Genomic DNA, 19,071 nt, shown 5'->3' with positions numbered 1-19,071 from the left:
TCCAATGAGCAATTTGTAGTGCCTCAATCTTCTTAAAATAAGAACATCGTATCTATTTCTTTAATTATTTAATTTTTCTTACTATAATTACAATATAAATCTATTTTGAAAGGTGTTTTTCTCATGATAAAAGTTGGTATTATTGGCCTTGGCGCAATTGGCCAAAGATTAATTCCTTTATTTTCAAACCACCAAGAAACAAAAATAGTAGCAATATGTGACACATTGGCAGAAAGAGTTCAAGAAACAAGTAGCCAATTCGAATCAGTTTTAACCTTTACAAATCATCTTGAGATGCTTGAAAATGTTGAACTTGATCTCGTTTATGTTACTGTACCTCCTAAATATCACTATTCGGTAGTATCTGATGTAATCGCAAAAGGAATTAATGTTCTTTGTGAAAAGCCTTTGGCAAATTCAACAGAGGAAGCTCTAGGACTTTATACTCAAGCGAAAGAAAAAGGTATTTTTCATGCTATGAACTTTCCATTAAATTACAATGTCGGTAGTAAGTCTTTTGCTAGCCTTATTCGTTCAGGATATGTTGGTGACTTAAGAAGAATCGAATTAAAGATGCGTTTTCCAAATTGGCCGAGACTATGGCAACAAAATGAATGGGTTGCTACAAAAGAACAAGGAGGTTACGTACTAGAGGTTGGTGTGCATTATATTCAACAAATTCAAAAGATTTTTGGTGACATGAAAGTCAATACGAAACATATACAATATCCCGCTGACCCTCTTGCATCCGAAAATGGCATTATCGCCTTTTTAGAATTAGAAGATGGTACTCCTGTATTAATAGATGGATTAAGCCAAATTGCAGGTGAAGAAGAGATTAAATTTACAGCATACGGTTCGAAAGGAACTCTTTCTTTAGTGAACTGGGCTAATTTAGAAGGAGGAAAAATCGGCGAGCCAATTAGGCAAATTGAAGCCGATCAATCTTTAGATGATTCATTAATTAATCATTTAGTAAAAGCTCTAAAAGGTGAAGAAGCAACAATCATAGATTTCTCAGAAGGCTACAAAGCACAAGTAGTTTTAGAAGCATTAAGAGGATAAATTTATACATAAAGGTAAAGGTGCCTCTCTTAAGAGAAGCACCTTTCAGACTATTGACAAACGCTCGCTTTCTTCCTTGCTTCGCCTGACTGCGGTGCTCATTACCGTTCTAAGGTAACTCCGCGCCTCGAAAGACAAGCGCTTGCAATCAGTCTGATCATCAAGTTTTTAGGATTTGGCAACAAACTTAAAGGTGCTCTCTTAATTGAGAAGCACCTTTTAAAACGCTTTAAAAGATCGTTTTTATTTTACCGGAATCCAAATTTCAGTATAATAATCTTCACTAAATGGATTTCCTTCTGGATAAAGTTCAAATTCCGGGATTCCTGCATGTGAATAGCCGCTTGAAGGAAACCATTCCGAAAAAATCTTCTTCCATGCTGATTGCATTGCGTGCGGCATTGCTCCGTGAACACCAAATACAGCCCATTTTGATGCAGGAATTTCATGATGATAAAAAGCTTCTGGTGCATCTCCTTCGTATTCGGTTGCAACCCAATATTCTAGTAGATTTTTTGATTTTTGCTCCTCGCTCATCATACAAACACCTAAAACACCTTTAATGTCACCATTGTTAATTTCGTACAACCGATCACTCGTACCATTTTCATTAACCTCTTCCCACATTTTTGGAATCAGTTGCTGTTGTTGATCGTTTAAATAAGAAAACTCTTTTTTCACTCCAACTACTTGAAAAGCACTTTTTTCAACAATATTAAATTGCATTGGTTCTGCTCCCTTCAAACTCACCTGAATAACGAGGCGGTTATATGATTTTAAATTACCGATAAACTTTCTTGCTTCACTTGGGGTTACACCATGCTGTCTTCGGAACGCTTTTGCAAAAGCCTCAGGAGAGTCATACCTATATTTCAAGGCAATGTCAATTATTTTAAGATCAGTCGTTGTTAATTCATTGGCCGCTAATGTCAATCTTCTTCGTCTTATATATTCAGCTATATTAATATCAGTTAAAATTGAAAATGTTCGCTGAAAATGAAAAACAGATGAATTAGCTTGTTTAGATATTTCTTCAATTGTTAACTCGTTTAATAAATTGTCCTCAATATAATCAATTGCCTTTTGTAATGATTCAATCCAAGCCATATGACTCCTCCCTTAATTACATCCTAACAAGTTAAAATTATTCAGTCCTGTCTTTTTATGCTCTTTTGTGACAGATAATAATCATTTAGCCCCTTTTCGATCAGCTAATGATAAAATGACAATTGTACTAATAATACATAGGCTACCAATCCAGTCTAGCATTTCAAAATTTACTCTTAACCAAATTACTGATAGTACAGCTGCAGATAATGGTTCCACACATGCAAGTAAACTAGATTCAGAAGCATTAATATACTTTAAACTCTCTAAATAAGAATAAAAAGCAATTAGCGTTCCAAAAATAACAATAAAAATTACTGCGAAATATGCACTCATCGACCAATGACCTTGGAAATTAAAAGGTGAATGTATGAAGCTAAAACAAATTCCACCGATTAGCATTCCCCAACCTACTACGATTGTCGACCCAAATTTTTTTAAAAGATTTTGAGGCTGTATTGAATAAAATGCTAAAGCAAATGCTGAAGCTAGCCCCCAAAATAATGCCCATCCAGTAATAGACAATCCTTTCATAGTTCCATGTGTTACCAACAAAAATGTCCCTGAAAGCGCTAATATAACAGCTAGTACCTCTCTTATTGTTGGTACTTTTTTGAAACGCATTGCAAAAAAGCATGTAATGATAACAGGTGCCAAATATTGTAAAATTGTCGCTGTAGCCGCATTGGAAGCTTTTATTGCGGCGAAGTATGTATATTGAACTGCTAACATCCCAAGTATACTAAATAACAATAAACTTAAAATATCTTTCTTATTCTTCCAAATTTCTGTTATATTTCTCTTTTCTTTCAAACTAGCAAAAATAAGTAGGATGATACCAGAAAACAATAATCGAATAACGACTAACCATTCTGGACTAAAATGATTTCTTTGAAAAACAAACTGTGCTACAGTTCCTGATATCCCCCATAATATTGCCGCAGTTAATACGAGAATAATCCCCTTCGTTCTAGAATTAGATAAGGCAATCTTATCTGCACTCATTTTTACTCCCTCCACTAAAAACAACAAATCAAATTAAGTTAATAGAAAAATCGTACCTAAATATTCAGAATATATCAATCAAAAATCTTTTAATTTTCAACAATTAGATTAATTGTGTTTAGAAATTGTTTAATTGGAAAAATTGAACATATATGATTTTGTATTAATTGATTTAGGAGACAAGACTATGAAAGAGTTATATGAATGTATCGTAGTAGGGGGAGGTTTCGCAGGTTTACAGGCATCAATTCAGCTTGGTCGATACAAAAGGAAGGTACTCGTAATTGACTCAAATTATGGGCGGTCTACCTTATGTAAAACATATCGTAATATTTTAGGTTGGCCAAATAGTATAAGTGGCCAAAAGCTAAGACAACTTGGAAGAAATCATGCTGAAGATTATGGTGTATCATTCACCCAAGATAAAGTAATAAGTATACAAAACGTAAACAATCAATTCTTAATCAAGACGAACGCAGGAAAATCTTATTCTGCCAAAACAGTCTTATTAGCAACTGGGCTAATCGATCGAATTCCTCAAATTAAAAACCTAGTCGACTGTCTTGGATCGACAATTTTTGTTTGTCCGGACTGTGACGGATATGAAATATTAAATAAAAGTGTCTTAATACTTGGATCTGGAAATGTTGGTGCAAATCTTGCAATTACATTAGCTTATTGGTCAAAACAAATAACTTATATTAATCACGAAGGACATGACCTTGATTCCAAATTAAATGACCAACTACAGAAAATTGGAATTCACTATCGAAAAGAAATAATTAAGGAAGTTCTAAAAGAAGACGATTCCACTTTTAAAGGAATTTGTTTACAAAGTGGTGAAATAATTTATGGGGACCGGGCTTTTATTGGTTTTGGTGGAAATGAAGTACAAAATAACCTTGCTATTCAACTAGGAGTAAATCTTTTAAATAATAAGCATGTTATTGTAGACCCGCGGACAAAGGAAACGAATGTTCCAAATGTATGGGCAGCTGGCGATTTAGTAGCCCATTCCCAACAAGTCACAATAGCAATGGGCGATGGTACCCAAGCGGCTGTTTGGATTCAAAAGAGATTATTAGAATTGAATGAAAAAGATTCATAAATAACTTTCAAAGACAAGTGATTTGATCCCCATCTTTTAGCCTTTACACAGCATAAGCTAAAAATTTCCTACCCACCCTATCCATTCTCTAACAAAGTTACTATTCAAGTTCAATTAAAAAAGTATTACATCTTTAATGAAGTAATACTTTTTGGTGTTTTCGTTTAAAACGTTTTAGAAAAATACTTTGATTAGTGTATACATTGTGACGATTGCTAAAATAAACACTAAAATTGGTATTAAAATTCGGATAAAAGTCGAAGGGATTCGATATCTTCTATAAGTATCCTCTATACAAATAATACATAGTAAATAAATCAATCCTGATATGATTACTCTAGCTAAATCAAAATGCCCAACTGATTTAATTGTGTGATTAACATGCTGAAATATATAAAATTGTACGAGATTAAAAATTAAAAATAATAAAAAATAATAAAATACACTTAATATGTAAGTACTAAATTTTATTTTTTCACGCTCAATATTTTGACGCTTTCTAATAAAGCGCTTCTTATGTCGCTCTTTCCTCGGTATAAATTGTTCATCCATTTTAGTACATCCTTAGTTTAAAAATTGAATTATTTAAATCAAATTCTTACCTATATTGTACATAAACATTCCATTATTTAAAAATTTATAATACTTCTCTACAAAATTTACTTCAAATTAATTAATCATAAAAATAATTATACCAAATTTCGTTGAATATACTTACTATTTTTTTCCAAAAAAACATAAAAAAAGTGCACTTAGATCGAATCTGAGTACACTTTTTCACGCTGTTGAAAAACAACCTTGTCAATTAAACCATCAAATTTTCGTAAAAGGAGTAGAGTGATGTTGATTTCCACTACAGGATGCTCGCTTTCCATGGGGCGAGATTCTTTAGCCTCCTCGGCTAGCCTGCGGGGTCTCAGGCTTCCCGCTTATCTCATAGGAGTCGAGCACCCCTTTCGTTCCAATCAACTTATTCATCAAAAAAAGTCTGCAATAAATCCTAATCAAATAGCCTTTACTTAGAGTATACTAACAATTGTTTATTAATCAGTTTGTATGTCAATTAATATCGAACATTAATTAATTATTGGAATCATAAAATTGCTCAAACATATTAACATTTAAAACAATTAATAGATTAACCCAAAAATGATAATTACATCATTAATAAATGTTAATTTAATGTCGTCATAGGATCTTAGCCCTTCTGCATATCTCATAGGAGTCTTAGGAGTATGACAACATCTTCATTTTAGTTTTACATATCATAAACCTTTTATGAGTATGGTATTTTCTTATTTTTTATTGTTTTACTTCCTCATGAACCCTTCATGAGTTACCTTTTTTCTTCTTTTTGCTGTTTCAATTACTGATGAACATTTCATAAGTTCACAAAGAAAGTGTACTAAGAACAGTCTAGTACACCTTCTCTGCCTTATTTTTTATATTGCGTGTAAATATGAATTGCATCTCTTAAAAATTCAGCAGTTCCAGGCTGTTCTTTATCGTAATGTGCTCTAAAGCGCTCATCGTCAACATACATTTGTGCTAAACCCGCGTGCGCTTCCTTACTATATTTATTCCAATAAAATGTTAACCATTGTTTATGCAAATCAGCTGCTTTTTGTGCAATTTCACTTGATGGATCACCCGTTTTAAATGCTTCAGCTAATGTTTTTTCTAATTCGTCAGCAAGTCGCGTTACTTCTTTATGATCTTCTTCTGTCATATTCATTACTTTTTGATTTGCTTTATTAACAGCTTCATCCCCATATTTTTCACGTGCTTCTTTTCCATATTTCTTTTCATTTTCTTCGATCATATCTTTCTTAAAGCCTTCAAATTTTTCTTTATTCGACATTGTCATTCTCCCCTCTGCTAGAGCAATTGACTTTTCAACATTTGAAATTAATAAATCTAATTGCTTTCTTTTATCAAGAAGCTGCTCATGATGCTCGTTTAATGCCTTGGCACTATTAAAATCAGGTGATGTAATAATTTCTTTTATGTTTTCTAAATTCATGCCTAGTTCTCTATAAAATAAGATTTGTTGTAAGCGATCTACTTCCGCTTGACCATAAATCCGATATCCTGATGAGTTAATTCTTGCCGGCTTAAGAATTCCAATTTCATCATAGTATCTTAAAGTCCTAGTGCTGATTCCTGCTAGAAGTCCAAGCTTTTGTACTGTATATTCCATGGCGATTACCTCCTGACTTCTTTACAATACACCTTTACGCAACGTTAAAGTCAATTCTATATTTAATATTTTTTTTGAATTTTTTTTAAAGAGAAAGCTATTCATTCCAGGGGCACAAAAAAATCCCCTCTTCTATAGGGGATTACAGTGTAGACAATCTACAAAATAAATTATTTACCTGTAAATACTTTCATACCATTTATACCATCAAATGGTTTTCCACCAGGAGCGTGTAAATGACGAACTGCTAGTTTAAATCGCTTATTTGAAGGTATTTCTTGTTTAAAAGTTAACAAGAACGAATTGTTATCTCCTTGTACCTTCGTAATTGTAACTTGGTTATTTGATAATGCATTCCTTGCATTAAATTGGCTCTTGCTTCCTAGTGATGCAATGCCGGTAGGGATTTTATCAGATAAACTTTGAATCCAATATACTGAAGCGTTTGTTCCTAAATCAATATCAACTTGTGAATCAAACGTTACTAGGATCTGATTCGTTGAAACTTGAAAAATATCAGTTAGTTTAGGAATTTGTTTAACAATGTGATTTGGCTTAAATCCTTCAATTTGTAAAAAATCCTTTTTGGTAGTAGCATTTACCTGCTTATTACCTGGAAGAATAGAAGACATTACAATCAGTAAAATCACAATCTTATAAAAAAATTTCATTATAATCTGCCTCCCGATATGTATATATAACAATTTTATAATTTGATGTTTTGGCAAAATATATACTTAGATTTTTTTAATTTTATTAGTTTTTCTTCAAATAGTAGTTACCACTTCTTTAGATTGAAAAAGAGGCCTACTTTTATCTGAATAACGCTAATTAGATAAAAAAATTGATTTATATCTAAAATAGTGGCAAACTATCTATAAGACTTAAGAGAGAATTATAGGTGTAATTATGATTGAAATTAAAACTTCTACGTTGAGTGACGGTGAATTTAACCGAGGTGTCTTTGCAACACGTGATATTGCAAAAGGTGAGCTAATACATGAGGCGCCTGTTATTTCTTACCCGAACGAGGAACATGAGCATATCGAGAAAACTTTATTAGCTGACTATGCATTTGAATATGGTATTAATCATTCAGCTATTCTTCTAGGATACGGAATGCTATTCAACCATTCTTATGATGCAAATGCGACTTACGATATTAACTTTGATAATCACACATTTGATTTTTTCGCTTACAAAGACATTAAAGCTGGCGAAGAAATTTTGATTAATTATAATGGCGAAGTAGATAATATGGATCCGCTTTGGTTTAATAAAGATTATGAAGAAGTTATGAGCAAAGAAAAAGAGAAAGAAAAAGAAACCAATTAATTGGTTTCTTTTTTTTTAAAGATTAATGGCACCATAAATTAATGCACCAAGTACTACAAAAGCCGGATGAATTTTAAATTTTTCCATTAAGAAAAATGTACAAACTGCAATAAAAATTACTTGGAATGCTCCAATATCATGAAACGAATCAGAAAATGATTGATATGTAAGTACGCCTAATAGTACTACAATTGTCGGTTTTACATACGCTGTCATCCTCTTCACTCGAATTGAGTCACGATTTTTATGAAGTAATCCAATTAAAAAAATCATTAGTAATAAAGAAGGGATTACCGTTGCAAAGACTGCTATAAAGGATCCAAAGATTCCTCCAATTTTGTATCCAATATATCCAGCCATTTTAGTTGCGATTGGCCCTGGTAAGGCATTCCCCATGGCAAACGCTTCATGAAATTCTTGTTGAGTTAACCAATGATTTCGTGTAACAACATCATTTTGAATTAATGGGATCGTAGCAGGCCCACCGCCATATCCTAAAAGATTCGTGAAAAGAAATGAAAGAAATAATTTCCAATAAATCATTCGTTTGTACTCCCCTTCCTCGTCTTTTGTTCATTTGAGGAAGTTGCCTTTACTGGCTGGCAGATTGCAAATACTAGTAAACCACCAATTATGATCGCTGGATGTATGTGTAAAAATTGAATTAGAAACAATCCAACAACTAAATGAATTAATATTGTTGGTGTTTTCAATCCTTTTTTTGAACTTTGATAAAATTGCCATGTTAATACACCTAACATTACTCCTACGACAGGTACAATTGATTCTTTCATCCCATTAACCCATTTTATATCTTTAAAAGACGTTAATGATGTTAAAAGTATAATCATTAAAATAATCGTCGGTAAGATGGTTGCAACGATTGCATTAAGCATTCCGATTATACCACCAATACGATAACCGATATAACCTGCTAATTTTGTATTGATTGGACCTGGGAGCATATTCCCTATTGCTAATATTTCAGAAAACTCTTCGTCTTTCATCCATTTATATGTATCGACAACTTCTTTATAAACGAGAGGAATCGTAGATGGTCCTCCACCATATCCTAAAATACTACTTCGAAAAAACGCGATGAATATATCCAATTGTTTCATTAAATCAATTCCTTTTCTTATTTACCAACTTGCTATACAACCGTCCGTTCTTGATTCTGTACCACCCATTAAAACGCCCGTATCTTCATTTCTCCAAATAATTTGGCCACGTCCGAAACTTCCAGTATCCTTTGCAACCTTAATTTCATGACCCTTAGCCTGTAATTCTTTTATAATCTCTTGAGGAAAATTAGGTTCGACTTCAACAATTTTCCCTTCAATCCATTGCCATCTTGGAGCATCTAAGGTTTCTTGTGGATTTAAATGAAAATCAATACTATTCATGATTACTTGAACATGACCTTGAGGCTGCATATAACCACCCATTACACCGAATGGTCCAACTGCTTTATTATTTTTTGTTAAAAATGCCGGAATAATCGTATGATATGATTTTTTTCCACCAATTAAAGCATTGGCATGATTTTCATTTAAGCTAAAATCATAACCCCTATTTTGCAATCCAATCCCAGTTCCAGGAATTACAATACCTGACCCAAAACCCATATAATTACTTTGAATAAAGGAAACCATATTTCCATCTCCATCAGCTGTTGCTAAATAAACAGTGCCTCCACTAGGCGGTCTTCCTGGTAATGGTGTTTGAGCAGTTTCCGTGATTTCTAAAAAGCGTTCTTTTCCATATTCATCACTTAATAGACTTTCAACTGAAGTCTTCATAAACTTTCGATCTGTTACATATTCCTTTCCGCAAGCAAAAGCTAACTTCATTGCTTCAAATTGTTTATGATATGTCATTACGTTCTCTTTGTCATCATACAGATCATTTTTCAATATATTTAACGCCATCAGTGCGACAATTCCTTGACCATTAGGTGGAATTTCCCACATATCATAGCCTCTGTAATTTATACTAATTGGATCTACCCATTCCGGTTTAAAGGACTCTAAATCTTCTTTAGTTAAAAAACCACCATATTGATTTGATGAAGCAATAATTTTATCTGCAATTTCACCTTTATAAAAATCTTTTCCATTTGTTTCTGCTATTTTTTCTAAAGTTATTGCATGATCCAGTGACGACCAGATTTCTCCTACTTCAGGTGCTCTTCCTTTTGGAGCAAACGTATCAAACCAAGCAGCAAACTCCTCAGAGTTTAACTCCTTTTTGTATATTTCATAAGCCTTTTTCCAAAACTTACCTAAAGTAGGTGAAATCGGAAAACCTTCACGAGCATATTCAATTGCAGGTTGTAGCACTTCCTTTAACGAAAGCCTGCCAAACCGATTCGATAATTCTACCCAACCAGCAGGAGCACCAGGGACAGTTATTGGTATCCAGCCATATTTAGGCATTTTTTCATACCCTAAATTTTTTACTTTTTCGGTCGATATATTTTTAGGTGCTGGTCCACTTGAATCTAAACCGTATAACTTTTCGTTCATCCAAACTAATGCAAAAGCATCTCCACCAATACCGTTTGAAGTTGGCTCTACTACTGTTAGACATGCAGCTGTAGCGATTGCTGCATCTACTGCATTACCACCTTTTTTTAAAATATCTAGGCCCGCTTGTGCAGCCAATGGTTGGGAAGTAGCGACCATACCATTTCTAGCATAAACCACATTACGATGTGATGAATAAACATGTTCACTCGTTTTCATTTTTGTATACATACTCTTTCCTCCTTGGCTTTTTTGCAATAGTTCTATTGGATAACAAAATAACTTAATCTTTAAATTCGACAATATTTTAGTAATCCCCTACTTAACTATCAATCTAAATAAAAGAATCTATTAGAATGAATGGCTAATTAACCTAAAAGGCTTAAATTTGGTTATATACATTAGATGCTTGTCCATTTCAAGTAAAAGTTACTTTGAATACTTTATCATTAGGAGGGTCAGTAGCAGATAAAACGCAATAAATTTCTGTAAAACCTCTAAAACTTTATAAAAGAAAGGAGGAAACGTTGCCTAATTGTTTGCTAAGAAACAGTAAATCAACTATGTAGGATTCGTTGTATCCGAATTTACGCACTTGGAGTGTTAGACCAAACGAGAGTAGCTTCTGCAAAATCGGACACGTAGAACACAGGAAGCAAACATCTATTTATATATTTTTATAGATTGTGGCAACGGGATTAATTTAATGTTCAAACTTTATTTAGATCCAGGGCATGGTGGCTCTGATTCAGGTGCAGTAGGAAATGGATTAAAGGAAAAAGACCTAACTTTGGATATCGCATTAAGAATAAGAGATTTATTGAATAACTATAATGACGTTGATGTTAGAATGAGCAGATCTACCGACACTGATCGTTCTTTATCTGAACGTACTAACGATGCAAACTCATGGGGTGCCAGCTACTTTTTATCTGTTCATATTAATTCATTTAATACATCAGCGTCTGGCTATGAGGATTATATATACGATGGTTTGTCAGATACGTCTACTTCAGCTCAATATCAAAACATTTTACATCCAGAAATCGTAAAGGTAAATGGTCTAACTGATCGTGGTAAAAAGAAAGCTAATTTTCATGTATTACGTGAATCAAATATGCCAGCGATTTTGACTGAAAATGGATTCATTGATAATGCAAGTGATGCTGCAAAACTGAAAGACCCAAATTGGCGTCAAAAAGTAGCTCAAGGGCATGTAAATGGATTAGTAAAAGCATTTAACTTAACGCCTAAGACTAATTCTGAAATGCATAGAGTAATCGTAGATGGAGTACAAGTCGGAGCATATCAAGATGATCAAAATGTACTGAATGCAGTAGAACAGTATCTTCCAACAGCAACTAAAATTATTATTGAGAAAGTTTAAACGGTTATATTAACGAATTAAAGACTGTCTATTTATAGACCGTCTTTTTTTCCGTTCAAAACGAAGGCAACTTAAAAAGACCTTCGATTGAAAGCTCGGCAGCTGTTTATTCTGTAGATTTCAATATATCTAATATATTGGTTGAGTCAATTTTCTTTTTTTGTCTACCTAAACTAATAACTTGTTCTCCATATTTATCTTGCAATTTATGTAATGTTTCGAATAATGGTTCTTGTTTGGCGTCCTTTTCAAAAGAAAATAGGTCCAATTGCTTTGATATTTCATCTTTTGGATTCAGTTGTGATGCAGTTACTCCAATTAAACGTAATGGTTCTCCGTTCCAATTTCTTTTCCATAAATCAAATGCTTCTTTAAAGATTTCATTAGCTTGTTGTACAGGTGTAGAAAGTTTTTTGCTTCGATTTATTGTTTTTCGATCACTAAATCGTAGTGTAATTGTCACAGTGTCTGCAACTAAACCTTTCTTAATTAAACGTTCAGCTACTCGTTTAGATAGAGCTTCAAATTTTTCTGCAATCATAGGTTCCTCAAAAACATCAAATGAAAATGTCGTTGATTGGCCAATTGTCTTATGTGAAAGCATACGACTAGGATCGACTTCTCTCTCATCTATTCCATTTGCCTTATTTCTTAAAGATATACCGTTTACACCTAATAATTCTTGAACTTGTTTTTCATTACTTTTTGCTAAATCTTCTATTGTAATAATGCCAATTTCATTTAACTTTTCTTCAGTTTTCTTACCAACTCCATGCATCTCTCCTACTTTTCTTGGCCATAAAATAGTAGGAACATCTCTTTTACGAAGAACAGTAATTCCAAGTGGTTTTTTCATATCTGAAGCTGTTTTCGCAAGAAATTTATTTGGACCAATTCCGATACTGCATGGCATATCCAGATCTTCTAACAACATTGACTGGATTAATTCAGCTATTTTAATTGGATGACCTAGTTTTTCATCACATTCAGTTAGATCAATATAGCCTTCATCAATTGAAGCCACTTCAATTTTAGGACTTATTGCACCTAATTTTTCAAATATTTGCCTTGAGACTTTTCGGTAAGCTTCAAAATTTGGAGTTTTAACAATCATCTCAGGACATTTTTTCCGCGCTTCCCATAATGGCATTGTTGCCCGAATTCCATAAGCTCGCGCTTCATAGCTTGCAGTTACAATAATTCCTCTTCGCTCTATTTCATTGCCGGCCACAACTACTGGTTTACCTTTTAATGATGGATCATTCGCTATTTCAACTGAAGCAAAAAATGAATTCATATCAACATGTAAAATGACTCTTCCACTCTTTGGTGCCCATTGATTCATTGCTACACCTCCTATGCTAGTATAATATCATTTTTTTATATTTCCTATTTACGTGTATTAATGTTGAATATAGTTAAAACTTATAAAGTTTGAATCAAATCTAACTAATATCTAATTATTATAAACGTTTTTGTAATAAAGGAGAAAAGCTATGCAAAGTAAAATTCAAAAAATATCTACGAATTTATGGTTTGATACACTAGCCGAAGATGCTGTAAATTATTACACTTCTATATTTAAAAATTCAAAAATTGAAAGAATCACTCGTTATGGAAAAGAAAGACATGACCCAAACAGTATGGAGGAAGGAGCTGTTATGACCATCCAATTTAGTTTGGAAGGGCTAGATTTTGTTGCATTGAACGGTGGTCCTCACTTTAAATTTACAGAAGCAATTTCATTCATCGTCCATTGTGACTCACAAGAAGAATTAGATTATTATTGGGAAAAGCTATCAAAGAATGGAGATAAAAATGCACAAGCATGTGGTTGGTTAAAAGACAAATTTGGCGTCTCATGGCAAATTGTTCCGACCATTTTACCTGAATTATTAAATGACTCCAATCCAGAAAAATCTGAACAAGTAATGAAAGCAATTCTCAAAACTAAAAATAAAATCAGTATAAATAACTTAATTGAAGCTTATGAAGGAAACCCCTCTTCGAATTAGAAGAGGGATTCAGATTGTCGACAAAAGGGGTTCGGAATGGTCTTATTCCGAACCCCTTTTGTCATTTTTTTGTATTTTGAGTGAGAATAGACTACTATTATCATCATTTTTATGCTGTTTTTGGGCCACTCCATGTCCAGGTGGCCATCTTCTTTAAATTCATGGATGCAAAAGTAAGCATCGCCTGCATCGACAATTTTTTAAGTCCCCTTAAAGTTGTCCATCGCATGCCATGCTTTTCTTTCGCATCTGCGAAAACACGTTCAATCGTTTCTTTTCGCTTCGCATAGATTGGTTTTACTTCTTCGTGATGTCGAAGGTGTTCTGCTTCCTCGATGTATTCTTGCCAAATATGACGAGTCACCACTTTTTGATGGTCTTTACTCTCCGTACATTGCGCTAAAAAAGGGCATGTCGCACAAATCTTTTTAGGTGATTTGTATTCACGATAGCCTTCTTTCGTAGTTGTCGAATAAGTCAAAACTTCTCCTGCAGGACAAATATAACAATCATAGTGCTCATCATAAACATACTCGTGTTTTCGAAAAAAACCTTCTTTTGTTCGTGGTCGTGTGTATGGTAAAGCTGGTGTCATTTCGTTATCTATCAAGTATTTCGCAATAGCTGGTGTTTTGTATCCTGCGTCTGCCGCAACCGCAGTAGGCTTTCCGACTTTCTCGATCACTTCTTTTACTAATAGTTCTAACATTTGACTATCATGTACGTTCCCCGGAGTCACAATACTACCTAAGACAAAGCCGTTACGGTCTGAAGCTGCATGAAAAGAGTAGGCAAACTGTTTGGTCCGTTCATCTTTTACATAATAACCACTCTCTGGATCGGTTGTACTCTCTTTAATTTCTTTTTGTTCTTCTTTCTCAAACTTGTCCGGGGGAAACGGCTTTTTTCCATGGTCTTCACGATCTTCATTAATTTCTTGATTGAGTTGATCTTGATAAGCCCGAGTCTCTTTACGAACGACTTTCTTTTCAAATTTATGCTTATTCGCACTCGCTTTCACATGCGTAGAATCAATAAAAACGTGCTCTGAACTAATTAACTTTTTCTCGGCAGCTAATTTTAAAATACGATAGAAAATCTGTTCAAATAAATCGGAATCTTGGAATCGGCGTTCATAGTTTTTACTAAAGGTTGAAAAGTGAGGTACTTTATCATAAAAGCCATACCCTAAAAACCAACGATAAGCCATGTTTGTTTCCACTTCTTCAATCGTTTTACGCATGGAGCGAATACCAAATGTATATTGAATAAAGGTTAATTTAATTAAAATTACTGGATCAATGCTTGGACGCCCAACAGGAGAATACATGTCTTTCACCAAATCATAAATAAAAGAAAAATCAATTGATGCTTCTATTTTTCGTACTAAGTGATTCTCTGGTACAAGTTGGTCAAGTGCGATCATTTCTAATTGATCTCTTTGAATTGAATGATGTTTTGAAAGCATGTATCTCACCTCAAGAAATTTTATTAATTCTATTTTAAAACAAAAAAGACTGTAGGCAAACTCGATTTTCATCGAGTTTGTCTACAGTCTGAACCCCTCTTCGAATTAGAAGAGGGATTTTCATTACCCTTAAGGTTCCAATTTACTTCTCATAAAGAACAAAAAGAGATAAAATAAACCTATCTATATTGTATTTTTTGAAATTAATGGAGGTATTTTCTTTTGAGTAACGAAAATCAATCAATGTATGATTATATAGGGAAAGAAAAATTAGAGGAGCTTGTGGATACTTTTTATTCTTATGTTTCAAAACATGAGAGGCTTTCACCAATATTTCCTGGTGACTGGGAAGAAACAGCACGTAAACAAAAGCTATTTTTAACACAGTTTTTAGGGGGACCACAATATTATAGTATGGAACGTGGTCACCCAAGAATGCGCGCGCGTCATTTGCCATTTCCAATTACAATTGAATTAGCTCATGACTGGTTGGATTGCATGGGAAAAGCTATGGATGATGTCGATTTAGATGAAGAAATTAAAGAGCCATTATTACAACATTTAAGAAATGTTGCTTACCATATGGTAAACCAAGAATAATCTTTAGGGGATATATTATGAGCGAGAGGCCAATAATTTTATTTGATGGTGAATGTATTTTATGCAATGGAGCTGTTCAATTTATTATTAAACACGACCAAAAAGGTTATTTTCATTTTGCCGCTCTACAATCAACCTTTGGTGAAAAGCTTAAGAAGGATCACCCCGAACTTTGTTCAATTGATTCAATTATTCTTTTACAAAATGGAAAAATAAAAATTGAGTCTTCAGCTGCACTTTCTATTGCAAAAAATTTAGAAGGTTGGCCAAAATTTTGCTATGCCTTTATGATAATCCCAAAAACAATACGTGACTATTTATATAGACTGATCGCAAGAAATCGTTTTAAATTCTTTGGAAAAAATGAATCGTGTATGATCCCATCAAAAGAAATTAGGGATCGATTTTATTTATAATGAACAAAATTCTTTTCAATTGAAAGAACCACAAAGGTAAACAGATCCCCCTTGTGGTTCTTTTTAGTTTCCTTTTTTAATTGTTTGAATGACAGCAAGGTCCAGAATTAGCTTTTTATTAGAACTCTTGTTAAAGCGAGCCCAATAAATCCAACACCCATTCCGATTAGCCATCCTGAATGTGGTTCATGTAACAAACTTCCAATTCCACCGCCTAGAAACATACAGCCTACAAAAACGATTCCTCCAATACCAGCACCTCTATTACTCAAAATCTGACCATCCTCTCCAAATAAATATTTCCTATATATTTGTGATTAGATATCTTTTTGTATTTCTCTATTTCTATTTAGATTTCTCCCAAAAAATTCCAGTAATATTTACCAATTTACTAATTTATTAGAATTTTATTACTATTCAACAACAAATTTTATATAATAATATGAGACGTTAAGAATTTTTTTGAAATCATTTATACATTCTTAATAGCATTTTTTAACGTCAGACAATTTTGTTAAATCTTACCCGGAGCGTGATTAATTTGCAGAAGCACAGACGTAGAAACACACCAGCATTTACTGTTTTGGCATACTTTACATTAGTTGCAGGAGTATTTTTGTTTTGTATCGGACTTTACAATGCAGATATGGAATTAAACGAAAAAGGTTATTATATTGCAGTTATGCTGTTAGTAGCAGTAGGCTCAATTTTAACCCAAAAGGTTGTTCGTGATAATGCCGAAGATGATGATATTATCGCTGAGCAAGAAGTTCAATTAAAGATGAAGTTAGATAGTTCTACAAAGAAAGAAACTACTAATTTATAAAAACAAAAAGGGGATCACAAAAAGTATAGTTACTTTTTGTGATCCCCTTCCTTATGATGATAAAGTTTTTATTCCCAAACTCTTTTAAATTTAAAGAATTCTTGAATATAGCCATAAAGTGAAACTGGTGACATAATCATTTGATAGCATAATAAGAAGAATATAAATCCTATACGATTATTTCTTATTCTTAAATTTAAATTACGGAAAACATAGTTTTTCTGATAAAAATAAAGAATTGAATAACTAATAAATGTCAATGGGAGAACTAATAAAGTCATTGGACCAACAATAATATTGATACCAAAAAACGCTAATATCAATCCAGGAATCCAACAGACAGTGTAAATAAAATCTAAGTAAACCATCATGAGATTAATACCAGTTAAATACTTTGTATAAACTTGTGGTTGTTGCCACGGTTTTATTTCAATCAGTCCTTCAACCATACCTCTAGCCCATCTTGATCTTTGTTTAGCAAAATGACCAAATGTTGTAGGTGCATCGGTAAAGGCTACTGCTAATGGTTCAAAGTATACCTTCCATTGCTTCTGTAAAAGTCTCCATGTTAATACGATATCTTCTCCAATCGCATCTGGCCAACCTTTTACTTCCTTTACACAATCAGTTTTATATAAACTAAAAGCCCCTTGTGCAACAAGTGTTCCTTGATATAATCCCTGAAGTCTTTTTATGGAAGCAATACCTAAGAAGTAATCCCACTCTTGAATCTTAGTCCAAAATGTTTCGCGACTATTACGAACTAACATTGAGCCAGCTACAGCACAAACATCAGAAGGGCTACTTTTTATTCTTGAAACTAAGTATCTCACTGCAGAAGGATGAATTAATGTATCTGCATCTAGTGTAATGACATATGGTGTTTTTACATACTCCAAGCCTAAATTAAGTGCATGAAACTTACCGGGTTTTGATTGATGTAATAAAGTAATATTTGAATTCAACTCTTTTTTCGCTCTCATTACTTCACGATCTGTACCATCGGTTGAATTATTATTAATAACGATAACGTTTAATTCACCAGTATAATCCTGATCTGAAATATATTTTAACGTATTAAAAATAGCGCCTTCTTCATTATAAGCAGCCACTAATACAGTTACCGAATCAGTTGGAAATTCATTTTTAAAATTCGGTTGTTTATCCAGTAGTAAACTTATGACTAAAAAAGTGCTCATATAGCCCGGTATATAGGCAATACCACCTATTATGATGATTGCTACTGGCGTAGTAACAATGTCAGATAAATCGTTTACCCAAGGAATCGATAAATATATTGAAAAAAGTAACCAAGAAAATGAAATAAAATGGCTAAACCAAAATTTCTTATTTACTGTTAAATAATATCGGTTTCCTTTTTTTTGTATAGGAGACAAGTTTGCTTTCAGAAGTCTCCCCCCTTTTTATGAAATTAAATCGATTAAAAACATTATATCACCATAATTTAATTTAATATCCTAACAACTTCTGGTAAAAATGACTTAATTAAAGATTGTTTATAACACTTTCATTACTTAAATTTTTTACGAAAATCCTTCTCAGAATAAATATAAGAACTTGATCCATTAATATTAATTAATCCAGCATAATTAGTATTGGAAAAAAACATTCCACTTGCAATAAAACCACCCATTGAACTACCTAACAGAATTGTATTTTCTTTTTGTAAATTAAGCTGATCGATCAATTCATCTTCTTCATCAATCGTTTCAAATATCGTTTTCCAAAAGTATGTTTGAATAACCTTTTGATCGAAATGGTTATTAAGAGCTTGTCTCGAATCATGGTATTTAATTTCGGGAATAACAACTTTAAATCCTAATTCAGATAGCTGATTACCAAGTTGTATTTGTGAATCAATCGTTGAACCCCAACCATGAAACATCATGATTGTTTCTTTCCTACTATATTTAATTTGATTTATCTCAAAAAAATTAATCATTTTCCCCACTTAAATTTCTTTATTTTCTAAATAGTATTAAATTATTCC

Annotated in this window: 21 protein-coding genes; 8 read left to right on the top strand and 13 right to left on the bottom strand. The window is 33.0% G+C overall.

Features of this window, described 5'->3' with window-relative positions; all coding sequences use genetic code 11:
• The first annotated feature begins 123 nt into the window (after positions 1–123).
• Positions 124–1,065: a Gfo/Idh/MocA family protein gene (locus ACFWM3_RS23500; protein WP_390313131.1), complete on the top strand. Its 942-nt coding sequence runs from the start codon at positions 124–126 to the stop codon at positions 1,063–1,065.
• Positions 1,066–1,308: 243 nt separating this feature from the next.
• Here the strand turns inward: ACFWM3_RS23500 and ACFWM3_RS23495 are convergent, their stop codons facing one another.
• The gene (locus tag ACFWM3_RS23495) at positions 1,309–2,172 is read right to left on the bottom strand and encodes an AraC family transcriptional regulator (RefSeq protein ID WP_056475327.1); all 864 of its coding nucleotides are present in this window, start codon (positions 2,170–2,172) and stop codon (positions 1,309–1,311) included.
• A gap of 81 nt (positions 2,173–2,253) precedes the next feature.
• Entirely contained in the window at positions 2,254–3,177 is a 924-nt protein-coding gene (locus ACFWM3_RS23490; protein WP_390313130.1) for a DMT family transporter, read from the bottom strand.
• A 187-nt stretch (positions 3,178–3,364) separates the two neighbouring features.
• On the opposite strand from ACFWM3_RS23490, the gene ACFWM3_RS23485 reads away from it, so the two are divergent.
• Positions 3,365–4,285 carry an NAD(P)/FAD-dependent oxidoreductase gene (locus tag ACFWM3_RS23485; RefSeq protein ID WP_390313129.1) on the top strand — a complete coding sequence of 307 codons (921 nt, stop codon included), beginning with the start codon at positions 3,365–3,367 and terminating at the stop codon, positions 4,283–4,285.
• A gap of 174 nt (positions 4,286–4,459) precedes the next feature.
• Here ACFWM3_RS23485 and ACFWM3_RS23480 read toward each other — a convergent pair whose 3' ends face one another.
• The 3 genes from ACFWM3_RS23480 to ACFWM3_RS23470 all read right to left on the bottom strand — a co-directional run bounded on the left by ACFWM3_RS23480 (position 4,460) and on the right by ACFWM3_RS23470 (position 7,156).
• The gene (locus tag ACFWM3_RS23480; protein WP_390313128.1) at positions 4,460–4,837 is read right to left on the bottom strand and encodes a hypothetical protein; all 378 of its coding nucleotides are present in this window, start codon (positions 4,835–4,837) and stop codon (positions 4,460–4,462) included.
• An 883-nt stretch (positions 4,838–5,720) separates the two neighbouring features.
• Positions 5,721–6,485, bottom strand: a complete 765-nt coding sequence (locus ACFWM3_RS23475) for a MerR family transcriptional regulator (protein ID WP_390313127.1) — start codon at positions 6,483–6,485, stop codon at positions 5,721–5,723.
• Positions 6,486–6,655: 170 nt separating this feature from the next.
• The gene (locus ACFWM3_RS23470; protein WP_056475318.1) at positions 6,656–7,156 is read right to left on the bottom strand and encodes a hypothetical protein; all 501 of its coding nucleotides are present in this window, start codon (positions 7,154–7,156) and stop codon (positions 6,656–6,658) included.
• Positions 7,157–7,394: 238 nt separating this feature from the next.
• Here ACFWM3_RS23470 and ACFWM3_RS23465 point away from each other — a divergent pair, with 238 nt between their 5' ends.
• Positions 7,395–7,820 carry an SET domain-containing protein gene (locus tag ACFWM3_RS23465; RefSeq protein ID WP_056475314.1) on the top strand — a complete coding sequence of 142 codons (426 nt, stop codon included), beginning with the start codon at positions 7,395–7,397 and terminating at the stop codon, positions 7,818–7,820.
• Positions 7,821–7,835: 15 nt separating this feature from the next.
• Here ACFWM3_RS23465 and ACFWM3_RS23460 read toward each other — a convergent pair whose 3' ends face one another.
• From ACFWM3_RS23460 to ggt, 3 genes are read right to left on the bottom strand one after another with little or no spacing between them, the layout of a single operon-like run.
• Positions 7,836–8,363 (bottom strand): chromate transporter, encoded by a 528-nt coding sequence (locus tag ACFWM3_RS23460; protein WP_056475311.1) that lies wholly within the window; start codon positions 8,361–8,363, stop codon positions 7,836–7,838.
• Positions 8,360–8,941: a chromate transporter gene (locus ACFWM3_RS23455; RefSeq protein WP_056475307.1), complete on the bottom strand. Its 582-nt coding sequence runs from the start codon at positions 8,939–8,941 to the stop codon at positions 8,360–8,362. The genes ACFWM3_RS23460 and ACFWM3_RS23455 overlap by 4 nt, the downstream gene beginning before the upstream one ends.
• 21 nt (positions 8,942–8,962) lie before the next feature.
• On the bottom strand, positions 8,963–10,579 hold the full coding sequence (gene ggt / locus ACFWM3_RS23450) for a gamma-glutamyltransferase (protein WP_390313126.1): 1,617 nt from the start codon (positions 10,577–10,579) through the stop codon (positions 8,963–8,965).
• Between the two features lie 475 nt (positions 10,580–11,054).
• Between ggt and ACFWM3_RS23445 the strand changes: the two genes are divergently transcribed.
• Positions 11,055–11,735 (top strand): N-acetylmuramoyl-L-alanine amidase family protein, encoded by a 681-nt coding sequence (locus ACFWM3_RS23445; protein WP_390313125.1) that lies wholly within the window; start codon positions 11,055–11,057, stop codon positions 11,733–11,735.
• Between the two features lie 106 nt (positions 11,736–11,841).
• Here ACFWM3_RS23445 and ACFWM3_RS23440 read toward each other — a convergent pair whose 3' ends face one another.
• Complete coding sequence (locus tag ACFWM3_RS23440; protein ID WP_390313124.1) at positions 11,842–13,080, bottom strand: DNA polymerase IV; 1,239 nt, start codon at positions 13,078–13,080, stop codon at positions 11,842–11,844.
• A gap of 151 nt (positions 13,081–13,231) precedes the next feature.
• On the opposite strand from ACFWM3_RS23440, the gene ACFWM3_RS23435 reads away from it, so the two are divergent.
• Positions 13,232–13,750: a VOC family protein gene (locus ACFWM3_RS23435; protein WP_390313123.1), complete on the top strand. Its 519-nt coding sequence runs from the start codon at positions 13,232–13,234 to the stop codon at positions 13,748–13,750.
• 109 nt (positions 13,751–13,859) lie between these two features.
• Here the strand turns inward: ACFWM3_RS23435 and ACFWM3_RS23430 are convergent, their stop codons facing one another.
• Positions 13,860–15,218, bottom strand: coding sequence for an IS1182 family transposase (locus ACFWM3_RS23430; protein ID WP_390313122.1), 1,359 nt, complete (start codon positions 15,216–15,218; stop codon positions 13,860–13,862).
• Between the two features lie 222 nt (positions 15,219–15,440).
• Here ACFWM3_RS23430 and ACFWM3_RS23425 point away from each other — a divergent pair, with 222 nt between their 5' ends.
• Positions 15,441–15,818 carry a globin domain-containing protein gene (locus tag ACFWM3_RS23425; RefSeq protein ID WP_025672250.1) on the top strand — a complete coding sequence of 126 codons (378 nt, stop codon included), beginning with the start codon at positions 15,441–15,443 and terminating at the stop codon, positions 15,816–15,818.
• Positions 15,819–15,835: 17 nt separating this feature from the next.
• Entirely contained in the window at positions 15,836–16,234 is a 399-nt protein-coding gene (locus tag ACFWM3_RS23420) for a thiol-disulfide oxidoreductase DCC family protein (RefSeq protein WP_056475298.1), read from the top strand.
• A gap of 107 nt (positions 16,235–16,341) precedes the next feature.
• On the opposite strand, the gene ACFWM3_RS23415 is transcribed toward ACFWM3_RS23420, so the two are convergent.
• Entirely contained in the window at positions 16,342–16,506 is a 165-nt protein-coding gene (locus ACFWM3_RS23415) for a hypothetical protein (RefSeq protein ID WP_156339732.1), read from the bottom strand.
• A gap of 269 nt (positions 16,507–16,775) precedes the next feature.
• Between ACFWM3_RS23415 and ACFWM3_RS23410 the strand changes: the two genes are divergently transcribed.
• Positions 16,776–17,060 (top strand): YiaA/YiaB family inner membrane protein, encoded by a 285-nt coding sequence (locus ACFWM3_RS23410; RefSeq protein WP_056475296.1) that lies wholly within the window; start codon positions 16,776–16,778, stop codon positions 17,058–17,060.
• A 68-nt stretch (positions 17,061–17,128) separates the two neighbouring features.
• On the opposite strand, the gene ACFWM3_RS23405 is transcribed toward ACFWM3_RS23410, so the two are convergent.
• Entirely contained in the window at positions 17,129–18,469 is a 1,341-nt protein-coding gene (locus tag ACFWM3_RS23405) for a glycosyltransferase family 2 protein (protein ID WP_390313139.1), read from the bottom strand.
• 122 nt (positions 18,470–18,591) lie between these two features.
• Entirely contained in the window at positions 18,592–19,023 is a 432-nt protein-coding gene (locus ACFWM3_RS23400; protein WP_390313121.1) for an alpha/beta fold hydrolase, read from the bottom strand.
• Positions 19,024–19,071 lie beyond the last annotated feature (48 nt).

Origin of the sequence: Gottfriedia sp. NPDC058432, assembly GCF_042721555.1 — a bacterium.
Classification (GTDB): domain Bacteria; phylum Bacillota; class Bacilli; order Bacillales; family Bacillaceae_G; genus Gottfriedia.
Note: the sequence above shows the minus strand (reverse complement) of the source record. Positions and strands in the feature narration are given on the sequence as shown.